Source organism: Nostoc sp. FACHB-133 (assembly GCF_014698055.1).
In the GTDB taxonomy this organism is placed as follows: domain Bacteria; phylum Cyanobacteriota; class Cyanobacteriia; order Cyanobacteriales; family Nostocaceae; genus Nostoc.
This window is the reverse complement of record NZ_JACJSH010000006.1, coordinates 165,302-182,572: the sequence shown is the minus strand read 5'-3', so window position 1 is coordinate 182,572 and position 17,271 is coordinate 165,302. Positions and strand designations below refer to the sequence as shown.

The 17,271-nt window shown below is 43.1% G+C and carries 18 protein-coding genes; 10 read left to right on the top strand and 8 right to left on the bottom strand.

Going from position 1 to position 17,271, the window contains the following annotated elements:
- Positions 1 to 129: 129 nt before the first annotated feature.
- Positions 130 to 1,680 (bottom strand): metallophosphoesterase family protein, encoded by a 1,551-nt coding sequence (locus tag H6G86_RS07545; protein WP_190933786.1) that lies wholly within the window; start codon positions 1,678 to 1,680, stop codon positions 130 to 132.
- Positions 1,681 to 1,834: 154 nt separating this feature from the next.
- Complete coding sequence (locus tag H6G86_RS07540) at positions 1,835 to 2,806, bottom strand: YegS/Rv2252/BmrU family lipid kinase (protein WP_190933785.1); 972 nt, start codon at positions 2,804 to 2,806, stop codon at positions 1,835 to 1,837.
- A 192-nt stretch (positions 2,807 to 2,998) separates the two neighbouring features.
- Between H6G86_RS07540 and H6G86_RS07535 the strand changes: the two genes are divergently transcribed.
- The 4 genes from H6G86_RS07535 (at position 2,999) to glgA (ending at position 6,319) form a co-directional block, all read left to right on the top strand.
- Positions 2,999 to 3,421, top strand: a complete 423-nt coding sequence (locus H6G86_RS07535) for a lysozyme inhibitor LprI family protein (RefSeq protein ID WP_190933784.1) — start codon at positions 2,999 to 3,001, stop codon at positions 3,419 to 3,421.
- Between the two features lie 119 nt (positions 3,422 to 3,540).
- A complete protein-coding gene (locus H6G86_RS38375; RefSeq protein ID WP_206758429.1) occupies positions 3,541 to 3,678 on the top strand; it encodes a hypothetical protein in 138 nt (45 codons plus the stop codon).
- A gap of 98 nt (positions 3,679 to 3,776) precedes the next feature.
- On the top strand, positions 3,777 to 4,748 hold the full coding sequence (gene hemC, locus H6G86_RS07530) for a hydroxymethylbilane synthase (RefSeq protein ID WP_190933783.1): 972 nt from the start codon (positions 3,777 to 3,779) through the stop codon (positions 4,746 to 4,748).
- A gap of 131 nt (positions 4,749 to 4,879) precedes the next feature.
- Positions 4,880 to 6,319 carry a glycogen synthase GlgA gene (gene glgA / locus H6G86_RS07525; RefSeq protein ID WP_163935250.1) on the top strand — a complete coding sequence of 480 codons (1,440 nt, stop codon included), beginning with the start codon at positions 4,880 to 4,882 and terminating at the stop codon, positions 6,317 to 6,319.
- 299 nt (positions 6,320 to 6,618) lie between these two features.
- Here glgA and cpeY read toward each other — a convergent pair whose 3' ends face one another.
- Positions 6,619 to 7,893 (bottom strand): C-phycoerythrin alpha-cysteine-82 phycoerythrobilin lyase CpeY, encoded by a 1,275-nt coding sequence (gene cpeY / locus H6G86_RS07520; RefSeq protein WP_190933782.1) that lies wholly within the window; start codon positions 7,891 to 7,893, stop codon positions 6,619 to 6,621.
- 400 nt (positions 7,894 to 8,293) lie between these two features.
- On the opposite strand from cpeY, the gene H6G86_RS07515 reads away from it, so the two are divergent.
- The 3 genes from H6G86_RS07515 (at position 8,294) to H6G86_RS07505 (ending at position 10,695) form a co-directional block, all read left to right on the top strand.
- Complete coding sequence (locus tag H6G86_RS07515) at positions 8,294 to 9,094, top strand: DUF1838 family protein (protein ID WP_190933781.1); 801 nt, start codon at positions 8,294 to 8,296, stop codon at positions 9,092 to 9,094.
- Positions 9,095 to 9,517: 423 nt separating this feature from the next.
- Positions 9,518 to 9,757, top strand: a complete 240-nt coding sequence (locus H6G86_RS07510) for a DUF8630 family protein (RefSeq protein ID WP_190933780.1) — start codon at positions 9,518 to 9,520, stop codon at positions 9,755 to 9,757.
- Between the two features lie 32 nt (positions 9,758 to 9,789).
- On the top strand, positions 9,790 to 10,695 hold the full coding sequence (locus H6G86_RS07505; RefSeq protein ID WP_190933779.1) for a HEAT repeat domain-containing protein: 906 nt from the start codon (positions 9,790 to 9,792) through the stop codon (positions 10,693 to 10,695).
- A gap of 88 nt (positions 10,696 to 10,783) precedes the next feature.
- Here the strand turns inward: H6G86_RS07505 and H6G86_RS07500 are convergent, their stop codons facing one another.
- The 4 genes from H6G86_RS07500 to H6G86_RS07485 form a co-directional block, all read right to left on the bottom strand.
- Complete coding sequence (locus tag H6G86_RS07500; RefSeq protein WP_190933778.1) at positions 10,784 to 11,392, bottom strand: HEAT repeat domain-containing protein; 609 nt, start codon at positions 11,390 to 11,392, stop codon at positions 10,784 to 10,786.
- 224 nt (positions 11,393 to 11,616) lie between these two features.
- Entirely contained in the window at positions 11,617 to 12,111 is a 495-nt protein-coding gene (cpeA, locus tag H6G86_RS07495) for a C-phycoerythrin subunit alpha (protein WP_012410161.1), read from the bottom strand.
- A gap of 86 nt (positions 12,112 to 12,197) precedes the next feature.
- Entirely contained in the window at positions 12,198 to 12,755 is a 558-nt protein-coding gene (gene cpeB, locus H6G86_RS07490; RefSeq protein ID WP_012410162.1) for a phycoerythrin subunit beta, read from the bottom strand.
- A 373-nt stretch (positions 12,756 to 13,128) separates the two neighbouring features.
- A complete protein-coding gene (locus H6G86_RS07485; protein ID WP_012410163.1) occupies positions 13,129 to 13,299 on the bottom strand; it encodes an NblA/ycf18 family protein in 171 nt (56 codons plus the stop codon).
- Between the two features lie 313 nt (positions 13,300 to 13,612).
- Between H6G86_RS07485 and H6G86_RS07480 the strand changes: the two genes are divergently transcribed.
- The 3 genes from H6G86_RS07480 (at position 13,613) to H6G86_RS07470 (ending at position 15,986) form a co-directional block, all read left to right on the top strand.
- The gene (locus H6G86_RS07480) at positions 13,613 to 14,218 is read left to right on the top strand and encodes a phycobiliprotein lyase (RefSeq protein ID WP_199338190.1); all 606 of its coding nucleotides are present in this window, start codon (positions 13,613 to 13,615) and stop codon (positions 14,216 to 14,218) included.
- Complete coding sequence (locus tag H6G86_RS07475; RefSeq protein WP_114081197.1) at positions 14,215 to 14,760, top strand: hypothetical protein; 546 nt, start codon at positions 14,215 to 14,217, stop codon at positions 14,758 to 14,760. Before H6G86_RS07480 ends, H6G86_RS07475 begins: the two co-directional genes overlap by 4 nt.
- A gap of 458 nt (positions 14,761 to 15,218) precedes the next feature.
- The gene (locus tag H6G86_RS07470; RefSeq protein WP_012410166.1) at positions 15,219 to 15,986 is read left to right on the top strand and encodes a phycobilisome rod-core linker polypeptide; all 768 of its coding nucleotides are present in this window, start codon (positions 15,219 to 15,221) and stop codon (positions 15,984 to 15,986) included.
- Between the two features lie 240 nt (positions 15,987 to 16,226).
- Here the strand turns inward: H6G86_RS07470 and H6G86_RS07465 are convergent, their stop codons facing one another.
- Positions 16,227 to 17,144 (bottom strand): RluA family pseudouridine synthase, encoded by a 918-nt coding sequence (locus H6G86_RS07465; protein ID WP_190933835.1) that lies wholly within the window; start codon positions 17,142 to 17,144, stop codon positions 16,227 to 16,229.
- Positions 17,145 to 17,271: the final 127 nt, after the last annotated feature.

Sequence of the window (17,271 nt, the reverse complement as noted above, 5' to 3'; positions counted from 1 at the left end):
AACAAAAAAGAAGATTTTTGAGACACGTAGTGCGATAACTTAGCAGCGTCCATGTCTTGAAACACCTGTTTTTAAATATGGGGTTCCCTTTCCCCTTTCCCCCTTGACCTTTCCCCCTCTTTTTCATCTTTAGATGATCAGTGGCTCAAGTTCACGATTATGCCATTGTCGCTGATGCCATTCGGCAACTAAAGGACGGACAATAAACTTAGGCTGCCCATCGCCTTTAACGTCAATGCGTAAACCTGAATAAGGTCGTCGCTTCTGAGAACCTTGACCGTTGCGACCAATAAAGAGATGCGATCGCGCCACTAATTTATTTTCCTCCATTAAATCTGCTCCCTCAATCCTTTGGCGGCGCAAACTAAACCCGCTACCACCACAAACAAGCCAGTGGATATGAGAATCAGCATGTCCTGTATCCATTGTCTCAAGATGTTCTAAGCAATGGGCGTGACCGTTTAATACCAAATCAACCAAAGGACGACCCTGATTTAGAGAACCTATTTCTTTCGCTACTGCATCCAGCACCCCACGGAAGCGATCGCGAATTATCAAAGTTTGTGCTTGTTGCCACTTTGTCGCCTCAGTTACATAAGGAGGATGATGGAAATAAATCACTCTTCCCCGAACCTCTGAATTATTCCAAGATTCAATTAATCTGTTTTTGAGCCACTCCAGTTGTTCGATATCAGTTAGCGTTGTTTTATTAGTCGCTAGTTGTTTCTCGATATCAACAATAATTTCTTCAATTTGTGACAGCTTGGCGTGGTAATCGTCTAATTGGTCGGCTTCGCTGGGGTTTTCGGGTCGAAGTTTAGCCGAGGTTTCAATGATTTGCTGCTTTTCTTGTTCTAAATCTTCACGGCGCTTTTCTAAGACTTTGCGATCGGCATCACCTTTTTTTGTTTTAGGCAACGGTGGTGGATCGTTAAATGTATTAGAATCCAAGGCGAAGAAATCAATTCCGCCATAACGAAAAGTGTAGTAACGATTGGGAAGCCGCGTAAAATTCCCAGGTTCATACTTAAGACAAAGACCTGTATCTGTCTTACCTGTGTAGTGCCGATCTAAATGGCTGCTTAACTCACCTGGAAGCTGCAACGCTTTCAGATAGTCTACAAATGCGTGTGCGTAAGCTTCACCAGTTCCTGAGCCATGCAAACCCACATCTAGGTCTAAGCGCGATCGCAACAGACGACGAATGGGTAATGTTGTGAGAGAGGCCAAGCTCAATAAAATGGGCAAGTTATAATAATCGTGATTTCCTGGTACTGGTAAAATTGGGAGCTTAAAAATCATCTGGTCATAAGCAATCCGCTTCGGATGCTCTCCGCCCAAGATAAACTCTCGGTAAGGCTCGATGAAGTTTTGCTGGTAGTATTCACTCGAACCCACTAAGTAAATCACATCCCCGGTATGCAGCATAAAACGGGATTCATCGTGATGGGGCAACATCAGTTCAGCTATCTGTCGTTGGGGATTGTGTCCCCGATGCTTACCAGAACCACTATCACCCACAACTAAAAATGAAAACTCAGGATTATCTCCTTGACCATCCTCCAACACCAGGCGAGTTTGGTCGATGTTCCGTTCCACAATTAACGGATCTTGCCATCTGACTCGCTGATTCATTTTACGAATTTTGTTAGCGATCGCTGGATCTGATACAAGTTTCAATGCAACATACTCCTGAATCTTGAATTGCAGGGAGAAGGAGGCAGGGAGCAGGGGGACAAGAGGTGAGAACTTGAAACAAGTCTTTCCCCTTGTCCCCAATTCTCCTTGTCCCCAAGTCCTCTTCTCAATTCCCAATTCCCAATTCCCAATTCCCTTACTCTTCTACCGTATCTTTCATCTCAATAGTCAAATTAGGGAGTCCTTCTAGTTTTTCGGTAGGCTCAACTTCTTCTACTAATGGCACAAAAATCTTCAAACCACCTGGTATGCACTTAATTTCTACTGGTGTTGTGCCGACTATTTCACCATCTAGAACAACCTTTTGCGGTGGCTCAGTTGTAATTTTAAATTGTTTGGCTCGCAGAAAGCCAATATCATCCCGTTCTACGGCGTTACCTGTAGAAGCTGTTTGGAATAGATGGAATGTAGCAGCGATCGCTCCTGCTTTGTTGGCTGGAGCTACAATCGTTAAATCTAGTAAGCCATCATCATAAACCAAACCTGCTGGCCCCTGAGCTAAAACGGAAGTGGGAGGCGCGGCATTTGCGACTGTGACTGCACAGGCACTAGTTTTAATTATTCTGTCTTCTGTTTCAATTTCAACATCAAATTTATGTAAGTTTCTCAGCTGCTGAATTCCAGCGAAAACGTAGGCCATCATTCCAAAGCGATTTTTGGCATCTCGGTCTGCCAATTCTACAGTTTCAGCTTCAAAGCCAATACCTGCCAAGAGTACCATTGGGCGATCATTGCAATAGGCTACGTCTACATGACGGGTTCCTCCCTGCAAAATTGTTTCACACGCACCTGCGATCGTGTCAGGAATTCCTAAAGCTGTAGCAAAAGCGTTTGCTGTTCCTCTGGAAATGATGCCAAATGCAATATCAGTACCCACTAAAGCCGCTGCCGCTGCTGAGAGAGTCCCATCTCCCCCCGAAGCAATGATTGCATCTACCCCTCGCTCTACGGCTGCATAAGCTAGTTGATCTGCATCAATTTCTTGAGTTGTGAGATGAATATCTAGATCAATATCTGGCTCTAATATTGCTCGAATTTCTGCCAGTTCTATATCTGGGTCTCCCTGACCCGCAACTGGATTAAAAATAAGACAGGCGGAACGATTCATAAAATATAAAAGCTAAACTTTAGATCACTAAAATACCAAATTCTTTCTAGCATTCTTGTGAAATTTTGCCTTCCTTCTGATGGCTGGTTTATCTTTTGTAACAAGTTTATAAGCGTTCGGCGTTGAAACATATCAATGCTGCACATTTTGGTATCTTTTGTCTATACTTGCCTAAACAATAAAATTTTTGTCATGCGTCAATTATTACTAGTTTTGGCAAGTATGCTAACTCTTAGCAGTTTAGATACCCCTTCAATGACAATGGCAGGCACAACGCCTGATTTAAACCAGATTCGTCTAGTTCAAAAATTTAACTGCAATAATCCTCAAACTCAAGCAGCAATTAATGAATGCGCGAAGTTATCTTATCAGAATGCAGATAAAAAATTGAACCGAGCTTATCAACAATTGCTACCTACCTTAGAAAAATCTAGGAAACAGAAATTGATTGCTGCACAACTTGCATGGGTAAAGTTTCGAGATACCAATTGTGAGTTTGAAAGAAGTAAATATGAGGGAGGGACTATTGCCCCTAGCATTTATGCTGGGTGTCTAGAAAATCTCACAAAACTGCGTACCCAAGAATTACAGGAATATCTTAAATCTGACCCTTAAGTACTCTAAATAGAGTATTTCAGAAATTCGTAGCGAAAAAAACTGAAACCTCTGCGAGCCTCTGTGCTACTCTGCGTTGAAAAATAGCATTCCTGGTACTGCATTACGGATTGGTAGCGGTGAAAAAGTGTGCGGACTTAAACCAGGGTCATATTAACATTACCAGTGAAGTAGGAATAGGTACAACTTGTGCTAGCTTACATCCCCCAGTTAGAAACACGGGGACTTTAGGCATCACTACTCGTAAAGAATTGTAATCCAAAATCCAAAATCCAAACCCCAAAATTCTTATGAGTCCCTGACTACGGTAGTCTAGATGAGAGTGAATTTATCGCCTCCTTTGATATATAGTTTTATGACTTCAGTTGTTTCTAGTCCCCCACGCACTATTCGCATCGGTTCACGCAAAAGCCAACTTGCTCTAGTTCAAACCTATTGGGTACAAGCGCAACTCCAGAAAAGCTTTCCTGATATCACTTTTGAAGTCCACACCATGTCTACCCAAGGCGACAAAATCCTTGATGTAGCATTAGCTAAGATTGGCGATAAAGGACTTTTTACTAAAGAACTTGAAGTGGGAATGCTCAATCATGAGATTGACTTTGCGGTTCATTCCCTTAAGGATCTGCCAACTAACTTACCAGAAGGGTTAACGCTGGCAGCAATTACTGAACGGGAAAATCCAGCCGATGCCTTAGTTGTGCATGAAAAGCACAAAGATAAACAAATCGATACTTTACCCGAAGGTGCAGTAATTGGGACATCTTCGCTGCGGCGGTTAGCACAGTTACGCCACCACTTCCCCCACTTTACTTTTAAAGATGTGCGGGGAAATTTGATTACACGATTGGCAAAACTGGATGCAGGCGAATATGATGCCTTAATTTTGGCAGCCGCAGGATTAGAAAGATTGGAAATGAGCGATCGCATTCATCAAATTATCCCCAAAGAAATCTCCCTCCATGCCGTTGGACAAGGTGCTTTAGGGATAGAATGCCGTGCTGATGATAGTGAATTGCTAACTCTACTCAAAGCAATCGAACATCCTGCAACACGTGATCGCTGTCTCGCCGAACGTTCTTTTCTACGCTCTTTAGAGGGCGGATGTCAAGTACCTATTGGTGTAAATACAGAAATTTCTGGTGAGAATTTGACCTTGACAGGCATAGTTGCCAGTATAGATGGTCAAAAGTTGGTAAAAGATAGCGTCACTGGAATTGCCAACAATGCCGAAGCGTTAGGCACAGAACTAGCAGAATTATTACGGCAACAGGGAGCGCAAGAAATTTTATCAGAAATTTTTGCGGTCATTCAACGCGGTTCCTAAGCAATTGGGCAAGCCGATGTGATTAGATAAGAATTGATCGTCGTTGTACCAAAGACGCGACAAATTGCGTTGGTTGCGATCATCAAGTTAATTTGACAACTATAGACAGAATCGGGGAAGCAAAAATTACCATGCGGATTCTATTTGTTGCAGCAGAAGCAGCACCCATTGCCAAAGTAGGAGGAATGGGTGATGTTGTTGGGGCATTACCCAAATTTCTGAGAGAAATGGGGCATGATGTGCGGATATTCTTGCCTTACTATGGCTTCCTGCCAGACAAAATGGAAATTCCCAAAGAACCCATCTGGCGGGGGTCTGCCATGTTCCAGGAATTTGCTGTTTATGAAAGCGTTCTGCCTGGTACTGATGTTCCCTTGTACTTATTTGGACATCCCGTCTTCTTACCTCGCCGCATTTATTCTGGAGATGATGAAGACTGGCGGTTCACTTTCTTTTCCAATGGTGCAGCCGAGTTTGCCTGGAATTACTGGAAACCAGAAATTATCCATTGTCATGACTGGCATACAGGGATGATTCCGGTGTGGATGCACCAAGATCCTGATATCACCACAGTGTTTACCATTCATAACCTGGCTTATCAAGGGCCGTGGCGTTGGTATTTAGAGAAAATTACTTGGTGCCCTTGGTATATGCAAGGACACAACACAATGGCAGCAGCAGTGCAATTTGCCAATAAGGTAAATACAGTTTCGCCCACTTATGCCGAGCAAATCAAGACAGCTGCTTATGGTGAAACCTTAGAAGGTTTGCTATCTTTTATTAGCGGTAAGTTATCTGGGATTATCAACGGTATTGATACCGAAGTTTATAATCCCGAAAATGACAAATATATTGCCCAAACCTTCACTGCTGATACTTTAGATAAACGCAAGGCTAACAAAATTGCTTTGCAAGAAGAAGTAGGATTAGAAGTCAATTCTAAAGCCTTTTTAATTGGGATTGTTACCCGATTAGTGGAACAAAAAGGCATTGATTTGATATTGCAAATCCTCGATCGCTTCCTATCTTATACAGATGCACAGTTCGTTTTGTTGGGAACAGGCGATCGCTACTATGAAACTCAGATGTGGCAATTAGCATCCCGTTTTCCCGGACGTATGGCAACTTATTTACTGTATAATGATGCCTTGTCTCGCCGCATTTATGCTGGTACTGACGCTTTCTTAATGCCTAGTCGTTTTGAACCATGCGGTATTAGCCAAATGATGTCTTTGCGCTACGGTTCTGTACCTATTGTTCGCCGCACAGGTGGATTAGTTGACACCGTAAGCCATCACGACCCCGAAAATGCCGCAGGCACTGGTTATTGCTTTGACCGCTATGAACCGCTAGACCTTTTCACTTGTATGATCCGAGCTTGGGAAGGCTTCCGTTTCAAACCGCAATGGCAAGAACTACAAAAACGAGGCATGAATGAAGATTTTAGTTGGTATAAATCTGCTAAAGAGTACGTCAAGTTGTACAGGTCAATTTATGGTTTGCCAGAAGAAGAGGAGACAGCAAAACCAGAGTTAGTGTTAAACGAAGCAGTTACCACTAGTAAATCCTAAACTGGCAGGGGCGTACATTTCTGCGTCCCTAGCGTTTGTAACTAGTGAGTTCCACGAACCTATCCCTGTCTTGAACTAAAGTTCAAGTTTCTCTCCCAATACGGTTTCAGTTCAGGTTTTTTGATGAAAAATCTAGATCACAAAAATGTGATAAATCGCCGTCAAGACTATTGTAGAGACGGCGATTTATCGCGTCTCTTGCCTTAACCTGTAACCGACTAGGAGAGGATTTTCCGTAATAAAGCCAGGGAAAGGTTTTTTTGCAGTTAGTTAGGCAGACACTATATAAGCCTTTCCATTTATGTATTATCAATCGTCGCTTTCGCCCTAATTAACCAGTCAGCATCATGAGCGCAAATTTGCCGACCAGAGGAATCTCCTAATTGGTCTAGCGCCAATAGACAAGCATATTTAAAATCCCAAATTGGCGTATTGAGGCAAATTTTGATTTCAGGAATTGCTCGTGAATCACCCAATTCACCAAGAGCGATCGCACACGCCGCACGAGATTTCTGAAACTGAGGTTCGCGGTTGTGTAGGTTTTCTATTAACAAATCGTAGGCGGGAGCATATTTCAGCCAGCCGAAAAGTTTCATTACATGATAATGAGCGCCATAATCGTTATATGCTTTATCCCCATAAGTTGTTAAAAGTGCTTGGGATGCTTCTTGGGGATAGATATCTAGTAAAGTTTTTGTCGCCAAATAGCAGCGTCCAAAATCAGTTTCGTAGAGTTCATTAATGACAAAATCTAATACAGGGGTAGCGTCATACTCATGTACTAAATCAAGGTCGTTAGGATGATCGTAAAGTACTTGTTCTAAGTAAGGTTGAATTTCTGTAAAGGTAATTTCACCACTGGGAACGCCTGCATCCAAAAGCATTCGTAATCCTCGCAAGCGAAATACCAGAGATACAGGACAACGAGCAATTTCTGGGATGGCTTTGTAATAACGTGCATCAATCAAGTCTTGAATGCAACCGCGCCGTGCATTGACGCTAGAACTTTGCAGCAGCGCCATCACCTCAGTGATTTGGGAGTAGTCACCGCTAAAACGACAAACTGTAGCGATCGCAGCACTACGCGTAGGTTCATCTTCATCTTCAGTAAATTTATTTACACGCTCCAAAGACGGCTGATAATCAGCATTAGCTAAGGTATGAATGATAACTCGATAAATTTGACCCGGTTTATCAAGCAGCTGCGCCACTTCTTCAAGAATTTCTGGATCTTTAGTCCCGATTTCCCCGATCGCCCACACGGTATTTTCAACAGTATAAATATCATCATCTTTAAGACACTGCCGAATTACAGGTAAAGCTGATTCCGCCTGCAATCGTCCCAAGCTTTCCACAGCCTTGCGTCGGACAATGCGATGGTCTAACTCATCAGGATTACTAGTTTCAATCGCTCGTACCAAAGCCGCGATCGACTGTTCAGTGGGATAATTAATCAGATGGGAAACAGCAATATACTTATCAGAAGCGTCTTCGAGTTGTTCTAATGGTGTATCGATAATTGCGATCGCTTGTTCTTCTGTTAGCCCAAACATTTTAAAAAAACGTTTATCCATTGATCTATAAATGGCTCGTGGATAATTGCTCAGAGTTCATGTTTACTATCGTACTAGGGACTGGGGACTGCAAAATTTTTTTGTGTAAGCTCTGTTAGATGAATGTTGCTATGTCTAGCGACAAACCGCTTTGCATCTTCGTAGCCATTTTAAAATGATAGGAGTCCTATAAGAGTCATATTTGGTTTTTGCAAAGCTAGTGTGCTATCGCATTAATAAGAGAACGAACCGCAAAGGACGCAAAGAGCGCAAAGGAAGAAAAAAAGAAGAGAAATTGAAATTTGATTCACCTATCAGAATTAATGGGACAGACCACTAAGGACAACAAAAAAGCTTTCTTTCCCGTTGCCTATTACCTTTTAAGCCAAATTAGTTCACAAATAAAAGCGGATGCTTATATATGAATGATTATTCAGATGACTACGAATTTAATAACCTCGATTTTTACAGAAAAAATCATGGGTTACAGCTTTATTACAACTGGTCTGGGGAAATTTGGTGGCAAGAAACACCAGACAAGCCAAAAGAAAAATTGTTTTCTATTATTGGGATGAATGCTACCAAAGTATTTCTCAAACCCGATCCTGAACATGGCGAAGTCGGGTATCGCATCAATAGAGAGTTGGGTTTATTTTGCGATCCAGATACTCAAGAAATTCTGCACTTTTGGCAGTCACCAACAGCAAGTCAACCAGTACCAGTAGTTCACATTGCTAACCGCATTGTCCAAGGCTCAGTCAAACCAAAGAAATCTGTTATACCCAAAGGCAAGGGATACATTACCTCGGTTATGGAAATTCCTTTAGAATACCCACATCCTTTAGCAGGAGATAATAAATATTTAGATTATTGCCCTGGAGAAAAGTTTAAGGGAGTTGAGTACTTCATATCAAATACTTGCCGACCTGATGCTACTGAAGTCCCGCCGGCAAAATGGGCGAGAGACTGTCCTTGGTTGCCCTGGATGAAGTTAGGTTATGCTCATCCAGCCAAATTAAGATTTGAAACAACAATATTTAGAGTAGATTCTTTTGAGCAGCTTCATCCTAGCTTGGTCAAGCTGGTGAGGGAAAAGGTACCAATTTATGAATTCACACCAACAGAAAGTGACGAACCCAATGTGACGAGCATTCAATACTTCAAGAAAAATTTTGAATCCTACTTGCGAGGAGATATTTTCCCGCTAGAGGAAACATCTTAAAATAATTGGGAATTGGGAATTGGGAATTGGGAATGGGAAATTGTGCGATCATAAATAGACCATGCTGTGTCCTTACGAAAGATATGGTTTTTAACCTTAATTCATATTTGGTATTTCTTGTCAATGCGTAAGTCCTAAAGAGTTAAGCCTTAACTGAACCGTATAAACTTGCAGAACTTAGATCAAAAGCTGTAGTTGAGTTCGACTTTTGAAGATTTCTATCAAAAAGCTTTACCAGTGGTAACGCGATCTGAGAAGATCGGAATATATGCATTTGTCAGCTATTAGTTAGTTACCTCTTGCCAATCGTGCAATTTTATGTATCTGCTAAGTACTGATCTTTAGCGAGTAACCAAATACAAAAGATAGTCGAATACTGACTACACATCATTCATATAAACACGCATTTAGGAAACAAAAGTTATGGATGAAAACTCAAAATTCACAACAACCGATAACATAACCCCTCAAGATGTCGCCGAAGTGATTGCAGAACTTGAGCTATATCGGGAACGTCTAGTTCAAGAAACTACAGAAACAGCAAAACGGGCGAAGTTGATGAGGGTAAATGTTATGGCACAACTGGAGCCTGAGCTTGCCAAAATTGATTCTGCACTCCAAGAACTCCGTAATCAGCAAGCTGCTCTGAGCGTCAATAACTAGTAATCATCTTGATAATTTAGCTATAAGTCATAATGCTCGACTCCAAAACTCAATCCGGGGGAGATTCGTTACATCTTTCCCAGGCAGAAACTGATGCAATACTAGCAGCAGTTAATGAGCAATTAGCCTTAAACTCCTTCAACCCTGATGATCAAGAGCTACTCAAGCAGATGATTGAGAGTATGGGAGACTCACGGGGGATGGTTAGGTTGAGTTTTGCAGAGGCGCTGGGTAAAGTCGGTAAACCAGCGACCCCTTTGTTAATGGAAGCTGTGGCAAATCACCCCAACCCAGTTGTACGCAGAGCCAGCGCCAAAACCCTGACACTGATTGCCGATCCGATCGCAGTTCCCACGTTGGTTAATGCGCTTCTAAATGATGAAGATACGGTAGTCAAAACTTCGGCGGTGGGAGGGCTTGCCAAAATCGGCGAGGCAGCTGTGCCAGCATTGCTGAAAATCTTAGCATCAACTGAGTATCCAGAAAGTGCTAAAGGACATGCTGTGTGGGCGCTGGGATTTATCGGGGCAGAAGCGAAGGAGTATTTGTATCGAGAAATTAACTCAGACTCGGCTGATGTTCGCGCTGCGGTGGTGGGTGCGATCGCTAAAATTGCTGAAGAAGGTACTGAAGAAGGAGCATTTCACATTCTAGTGAACGCTCTCGCCGATTTATCTCTAATGGTGCGGTGTGAAGCGGCATCTGCTTTGGGTAGTCTGGCTTATCAACCCGCGATTCCTAATCTAGTTGAGTTACTGCATCATCCAGATTGGGAAACCCGAAAAGCGGCGGCTCTGGCATTAATGAAAATTGGCGATCGCACTTCCTTAGAACCACTGCAAGCCGCATTAACCCAAGAACAGGAAGCAGGAGTTCAGGCGGTGATCAAGTTGGCGATTTCTCAAATTGAGAGACAGTTAGAGGAAGATGATTGGTAATGACCAGTACTTTTGACCAAGTTGCTTATAGTCCTCTACTGGCTAAAATTGCTCCCAAGGTAATTTAGATAGAAGAAGAGTGCGATCGCTATTTTCCTTTATAATTCATTACCTGATCTAATCGGGGCAAAGCACTCACTGCTGATTCACGAACATACGGATCGGCAGATTCATCATTAGTTAACGCTGTCAACACTTCCACTCCCCGCATATCACCCATCGAACCCAGTGCATTAACAATTGCCACAGCCAGCGCAACATTATCTATTGTTTTCAGAGCCTCAGCCAAAATCTCAAAGGCAGGAGAACCAATTTCACCCAGTGCCATTACTGATGCAATATAGACAACGGCATTTGGATCGTTGAGCGCTGTCTTCAATCCCTCTAACCCCTCAACCGGGAAAGGAACATCTGGATGGTTAGCAGCAACCTGTGCCAGAGCCTTAGCACAACTACCCCTAATGGTTGCATTCTCGCTATTTACTAATGAATCTACCAATGATGGGACAGCATCTGTACCAATAGCACCCAGTGCCTTAACAGCAGCACGACGGTAAGTCACATCTTCTTCATCCAAAATACCCATCAGGCGAGAAATCGTATTTTCATCACGAACATCAGCTAGTTCCCACATAGCTCGTTCCCGCAGATTAGGGTTGGGGTGTTTTAACTGTTCAAATAATGAATCTATTGTCATAAAAGAAAATTTCCCTGTTTAAATCCCCCAGGTTCAATCATTAATTATGAATAACGAATTACGTTAGCGCAGCGTTAGCGACGTAGGAGCGTCATTACGAATTAGTAACAACTGAGGGACTCTTGGCCAGTCACTCAACCAGATACAGGCAAAGCAACAGACTGAGAGTCCCTGAGTTTTAGAGTATGACGATCGCTCGTCTACGTCTAGTCAAATCCTATTACTTATGAAAGGGAGTTGATTACGTAGTCGAGAAGAGCGCGGAACTCACCTAATGCTTGAGGAGACAAGTCACGAGGAGAACAAGCGCGATCGCGAGTGTAGGTCAATGCGGTAACGTAGGGAGCAGTAGGCAGACCCAAAGAGCGGTAAACTTCACGAGCGCCTGCAATACCCCACTCATCCAGAGGGCCAGTACCGCCCACAACTAAGCTGTAGTTGATCAAGCGTAGGTAGTGCTTGATGTCGCGGAAGCACTTGTCTTTCTTAACTTGAGTGTCGCCAGCTTCACCTTCTTGGGTCAGGTAAGGATATTTCTTAAAAGCAGCATCATAAGCTTCTTTAGCGACTGCATCAATACCAGCAGCCAACTTTTCAGCAGCTTCTAAACGAGCGCTAGCACGTTGAATGCTACCTTGAACGGATTCTAGATCAGAGGTGGTTGGAAAACGACCTGCTGCATCAGCAGATCCAATAACCGTAGTGATAACTGATTTCATTGCTTTTTATACTCCAGATTAGATGTGATCGGGTTTTGTATTTCAGTTGGCTTGACTAATAGGCTTAAGACATTAGCGATTAGCAATTAGCTCAGAGCAGAAATAACGCGATCGAAGTAGCTAGCAGCTTCAGCAGCTAGAGCAGAGCAGTCGCCTTGAGGAGTGTCAATCTTGCGGAATTTTTTGCCAGCGTTAGCTTCAGTGTTGGTGTTGGTGATGTGAGCGACGCTGATAGCCTTCAGGATTTGGAAAGCACGTACAGAAGATCCGGTAGGTACGCCCAAAGCTGTGTAGGTTTCTTTCAGACCGTTCAAAGCGCGATCGTCTAATACAGAAGAATCGCCAGCCAATAACGCATAAGTTACATAGCGCAGAACGATTTCAGCATCACGTAGGCAAGCAGCCATCCGGCGAGTGGGGTACAAGTTACCACCAGCTTGAAGCAAACCTGTGTTTTCACAAGCAATACCAGCAATGGCGTCAGAAACTGCACAGCTAGCGTTGCTGGCGATCGCATTCACAGCATCAAGGCGCTTGTTGCCTTCAGCAATGAAAGACTTAAGGGCTGCTAAGTCAGCACCACCGATAGGAGCGGTTTTGGCATCAGCCGCAATTACAGCTCTGGAAAAAGCATCAAGAACCATGAGTTCTCCTTAATATTCACAAATGGCGGATATTATTTCTGGCGTGTTCTCGATCAGAATTAACTGTGAGTAGCCAAACAAAAACATAGGGGATCAATAGTGCCCTAGTCTTTACTATGAGAGACAAAGTAATAATCTGTAATATTTAATTTGGGTATAGGGGATTGGGCATTGGGCGTTAGGAGTGCTGAGTGCTGAGTTAAGAGTTAGGAGTTTTGTTTATCTCCTTGTCCTTTTGTCTCCCTTGTCTCCCCTGCTCCCTGCTCCCTGCTCTCTGTCTCTTCCAATGCCTAAAAAATTAAGACTTACGCATTTAAACGGAACTCTGCCACTGCGTAAGTCTTAAGGAAAGGATATTCTTTTTTTTACTTTATCAAGCTTGTTTTAGTAGATGTTTGACTAAATTATCTTTTACCATCATCTGCCGTAAAACTTCTAACAAAAATTCCTGAGCTTCTTGTTGGCTCAAACTCTTTACCTGGTCTTTTAAATTTTGTAAGCGAAACTGTTGCTCTAATGTTAATTCGACTGGAAAATCCATCATTACACTCCTCTGATTGACTGAATCGAAGGTATCGGTTGTTACTAGTAATGTGAAGACGATCGCTTTCAACTATTTTAGCACCGAGATATCAAATTGTCCACATTGTCAAGCTATAAATAACCGTCCTTATAAAAATTTACAATTGGGTAACAACATCTCTATTTCACCCTGCGTTTGTAGGGAGTTTGTTGAAGCTGATCGCTAATCGCTGTAATGTTTAGAATGTTTATATACCAATAACTGTAAAAAGAAAAAACACGTATAACATCATCCGCAGGAGTCATAAGTAGGAGTCAGAAGATTGATAGACGCAATGGAATTTTTTCAGCTAAGTGCTGGTAAGTGGCGATCGCAACGAGCAACTCATCACCTGGCGTTCAAACGCTCAGAGACGGGAGAATCGGATATACAAGTAGAAACCCTGGAAGCCAATCATCCAGAAATTATTGAACTGTGCCAGTATCACGAAATTGACCCCAGCCTTTCAGTAGGAGGGTCACGTGTGCGTTGGCTAGGCACAATGGCTTGGGATAGAGAGAACGAAGAGAACCATCAGGGGAAAACTATATTTGCGATCGTGCCTGATGAGGATAACCCAAGGGCTGGCAAATTACTGCGCGAAAGAGGCTATGCCGAAATTGTGCCTGTAGTCGGTCTTTTTCACATGGACGATGAAGATGGACTAGTGTTGACAACCGAATACGAAACAATGAGTTCCATTGAGAGGTTCTGGTTTGCCAGCCCAAATATGCGACTGCGAACCAGTACAGTAAAACGTTTTGGTGGTTTTAGTACGGCATCGTTTTGTACTGAAAGCCGCATCGAAAGTTCTGTTGAGGTTTCCGGCACAGAACAGGTAACATCCGCGCAAGTGCAAGATGTAGAAAAAAGACAATTTTATTCAGTTCTGGGTTGGTGAATTATCTCAAGCAAAGTGATGCTTTTACTCGTGGGCAAGATTATCTGCATCGGGTGCAGAGACTTGCCCTAGAGCCGGGGATGGTGGATGTGTTCGATAACCTGCGCGATCGCATCCCCATTTGTACTTGGATTGGCGAAAATATTAACACCGTAAACGCTCAGATCAACGCCTACTTAGAAGTTTGTCATGAGTGCTTTCATCCACAAGAGCGTCGCCACATCCAAATTTTTGCAGTCCCCATAGCTCAATCTTTTGGCATAGACGGACTGTGCAATATTCTCACAAATCCAATCACTATTCTGGTAGATGTCGGTCGAGTTGCACCTAAAGACTGGTTTGGTGTAGTCGTCCATGAATACGCCCATGCCCATCTAGGAGACTTTGGTCACAATCAGCAGTTTGCTAGCATCCTCTCGCATCTATGTTTAGGGCTGGGATTAGAACCACCCTACTGGGAGGAAGGAATGGAAGCAACTTTGCGTAGCTGGCCTTACTGTAAGTCAACCATAGATCCTCTGGAATTTTGGATAGGTCGTTGAGGGGGCAGAGGGCAGGGGAGGCAGGGGAGGCAGGGGGCAGGGGGCAGGGGACAAGGGGACAAGAGGTGAGAACTTGAAACAAGTCTTTCCCCTTGTCCCCAATTCTCCTTGTCCCCAAGTCCTCTTCCCAATTCCCAATCTTCCATTAATTTCTTTTGCTAAATGTTAAATTTTATTGCTTCGGTTAAAAAAAGTGAAACTCAATCTTCTAATCTGAAATATGTGAATAAAATTTTTTAGTCATTTACAGTAACTATTAAGCTGGAAGTTGCACTACTTTTTTTATTGATTAGCTATGGGTTAAATCCAGTGTGCTAATCGTTTTTCATACCAATACTTAAAATCACCCTTAGTTAAGTTTCGTGAAATTTTATCAGAATCTGAGGTTCTGATACAACTACTCCCTTAATATGTGATTTAAAGTTGTTAACTTTAATTAAGAACATGGAGGCTTTAGAATGGCAATTCCTCTGTTAGAATATGAACCTTCAAGTCAAAACCAGCGTGTCGCTGGATATGAAGTACCGGGTGATGAACAGCCCAGGATTTTTACTACAGACAATATCCTGTCTCCATCAGATTTAGGCGATCTGATCGAAGCAGCATATCGTCAACTTTTCTTTTATGCTTTTGCTGCCGATCGCGAAACATATTTAGAGTCCCAACTCCGTAATGGACAAATTACAGTACGAGACTTTGTTCGTGGATTGGTGCTTTCCAATACCTTTAAGAAAAGCTTTTACGACCTCAACAATAATTATCGCTTTGTTGAGCAAGTAATTCAGCGCGTTCTAGGACGTGACCCATACAACGAGCGCGAAAAAATCGCTTGGTCAATTGTGGTCGCTACCAAGGGTATTGTAGGCTTTGTTGATGAAGTTCTCAACACTGAAGAGTACCTGAGCAATTTTGGATATTCCACAGTGCCCTATCAGCGCCGTCGGATACTGCCATCTCAATCTACAGGTGAGTTACCATTTAACATCAAATCTCCGCGATACGAAGATTACCACCGTGCCAAACTGGGTTTCCCCCAAATCATTTGGCAGGTCGAAGTACGCAGATTCCTTCCACAAGAACAAAAGCCAAAAGCTGGCGATCCAGCTCTGTTCTTGACTATGGCACAAAGTGTCAATGCAACTGGCAATACGCCACAAAGAATCTCGTCATTCAACATCGATATCGAAAAGTCTGTACCTTATCGCCAGTTAGCTGGAATTAAGTAACAATTTTTGGTCGGCGGCTGTCTAGTACATCGCTTTGATCATTTTATAGCGTGCATGAGTCTTGGGTTATGTAGGAGTTTCATTTAGGTATAACTAGTGAAACAGACTCTATCCCATGTCTGATGCACGCTAGTTGTTAATGGGAATGGGGCATTGAGCATGGTGGATTGGGCATGATTTTTTGTCAATGCCAAATGTGTGTGAAATGGCATTGCTTTGAGGCGTGGGATGAGCTTAAAGTTACAATGTAGTTCGTCTTTTTAGCATCTCCAAAAGTTTTGTAAATTGGGTGGGAGGGGTAGCTGTCACCTCAATCATCTCGCCGGATAGGGGATGCTGTAATCTTAGCCGCCAAGCGTGTAGTGCTTGACCGGACAAATTTACGCCCACTGAGTGACCAGAACTATAAACTGGGTCGCCGACAATGGGATTACCCATTTTGGCGCTATGGACGCGAATTTGATGCGTGCGTCCAGTTTCTAGTTGGAAGCGGATTAAAGTGAAATTACCGAGGCGTTCTAATACTTGCCAATGAGTGACGGCAGATCGTCCGCCTTGTTCAATAGGCATAATAGCCATTTTTTTGCGGTCTTGTGGATGGCGACCAATGGGTAAGTCAATTGTGCCACTCTCAACTTTTGGCGCACCGTAAACCACGCCCAAGTATTCTCTGCGTGCGGTTTTAGCTTTGAGTTGAGCTTGTAGGTGATGATGGGCAACTTCTGTTTTTGCGATCGCGATCGCTCCTGTTGTATCCTTATCCAATCGATGGACGATTCCCGGACGTTGGACTCCGCCAATCCCTGGTAAATTGGGACAGTGAGCCAATAAAGCATTTACCAGTGTGCCATCTGGATGACCGGGTGCGGGATGGACAACTAAGCCTGCGGGTTTGTTGAGAATAAGTAATTGGTCATCTTCGTAGAGGATATCTAAAGGGATATCTTCTGCTAGCAATTCTAGGGGTTGTGCTTCTGGTATTTCCAGAGTGATGCGATCGCCTAGCTTGACATTGATTTTCTTAGAAGTGCAAACTTTATCATTAAGTTGGACATTACCCTGTTCGATTAACTGCTGGATGCGCGAACGGGATAAATCTGCTAATTCTTGCGAAAGGAAACGGTCAATGCGATCGCCTTTAGTGTCGGTGCAGTGTATCGTATTACTGGAGGGAAGTATGCTAGGTGCTGCATCCTCTATGTGAGAAGACAAGCGTTCGCTATTTTCTTGGATTTGTAAATTAAATTCGGTCACAATTGCTCTGGATTATTAATTCCCCGTTCTT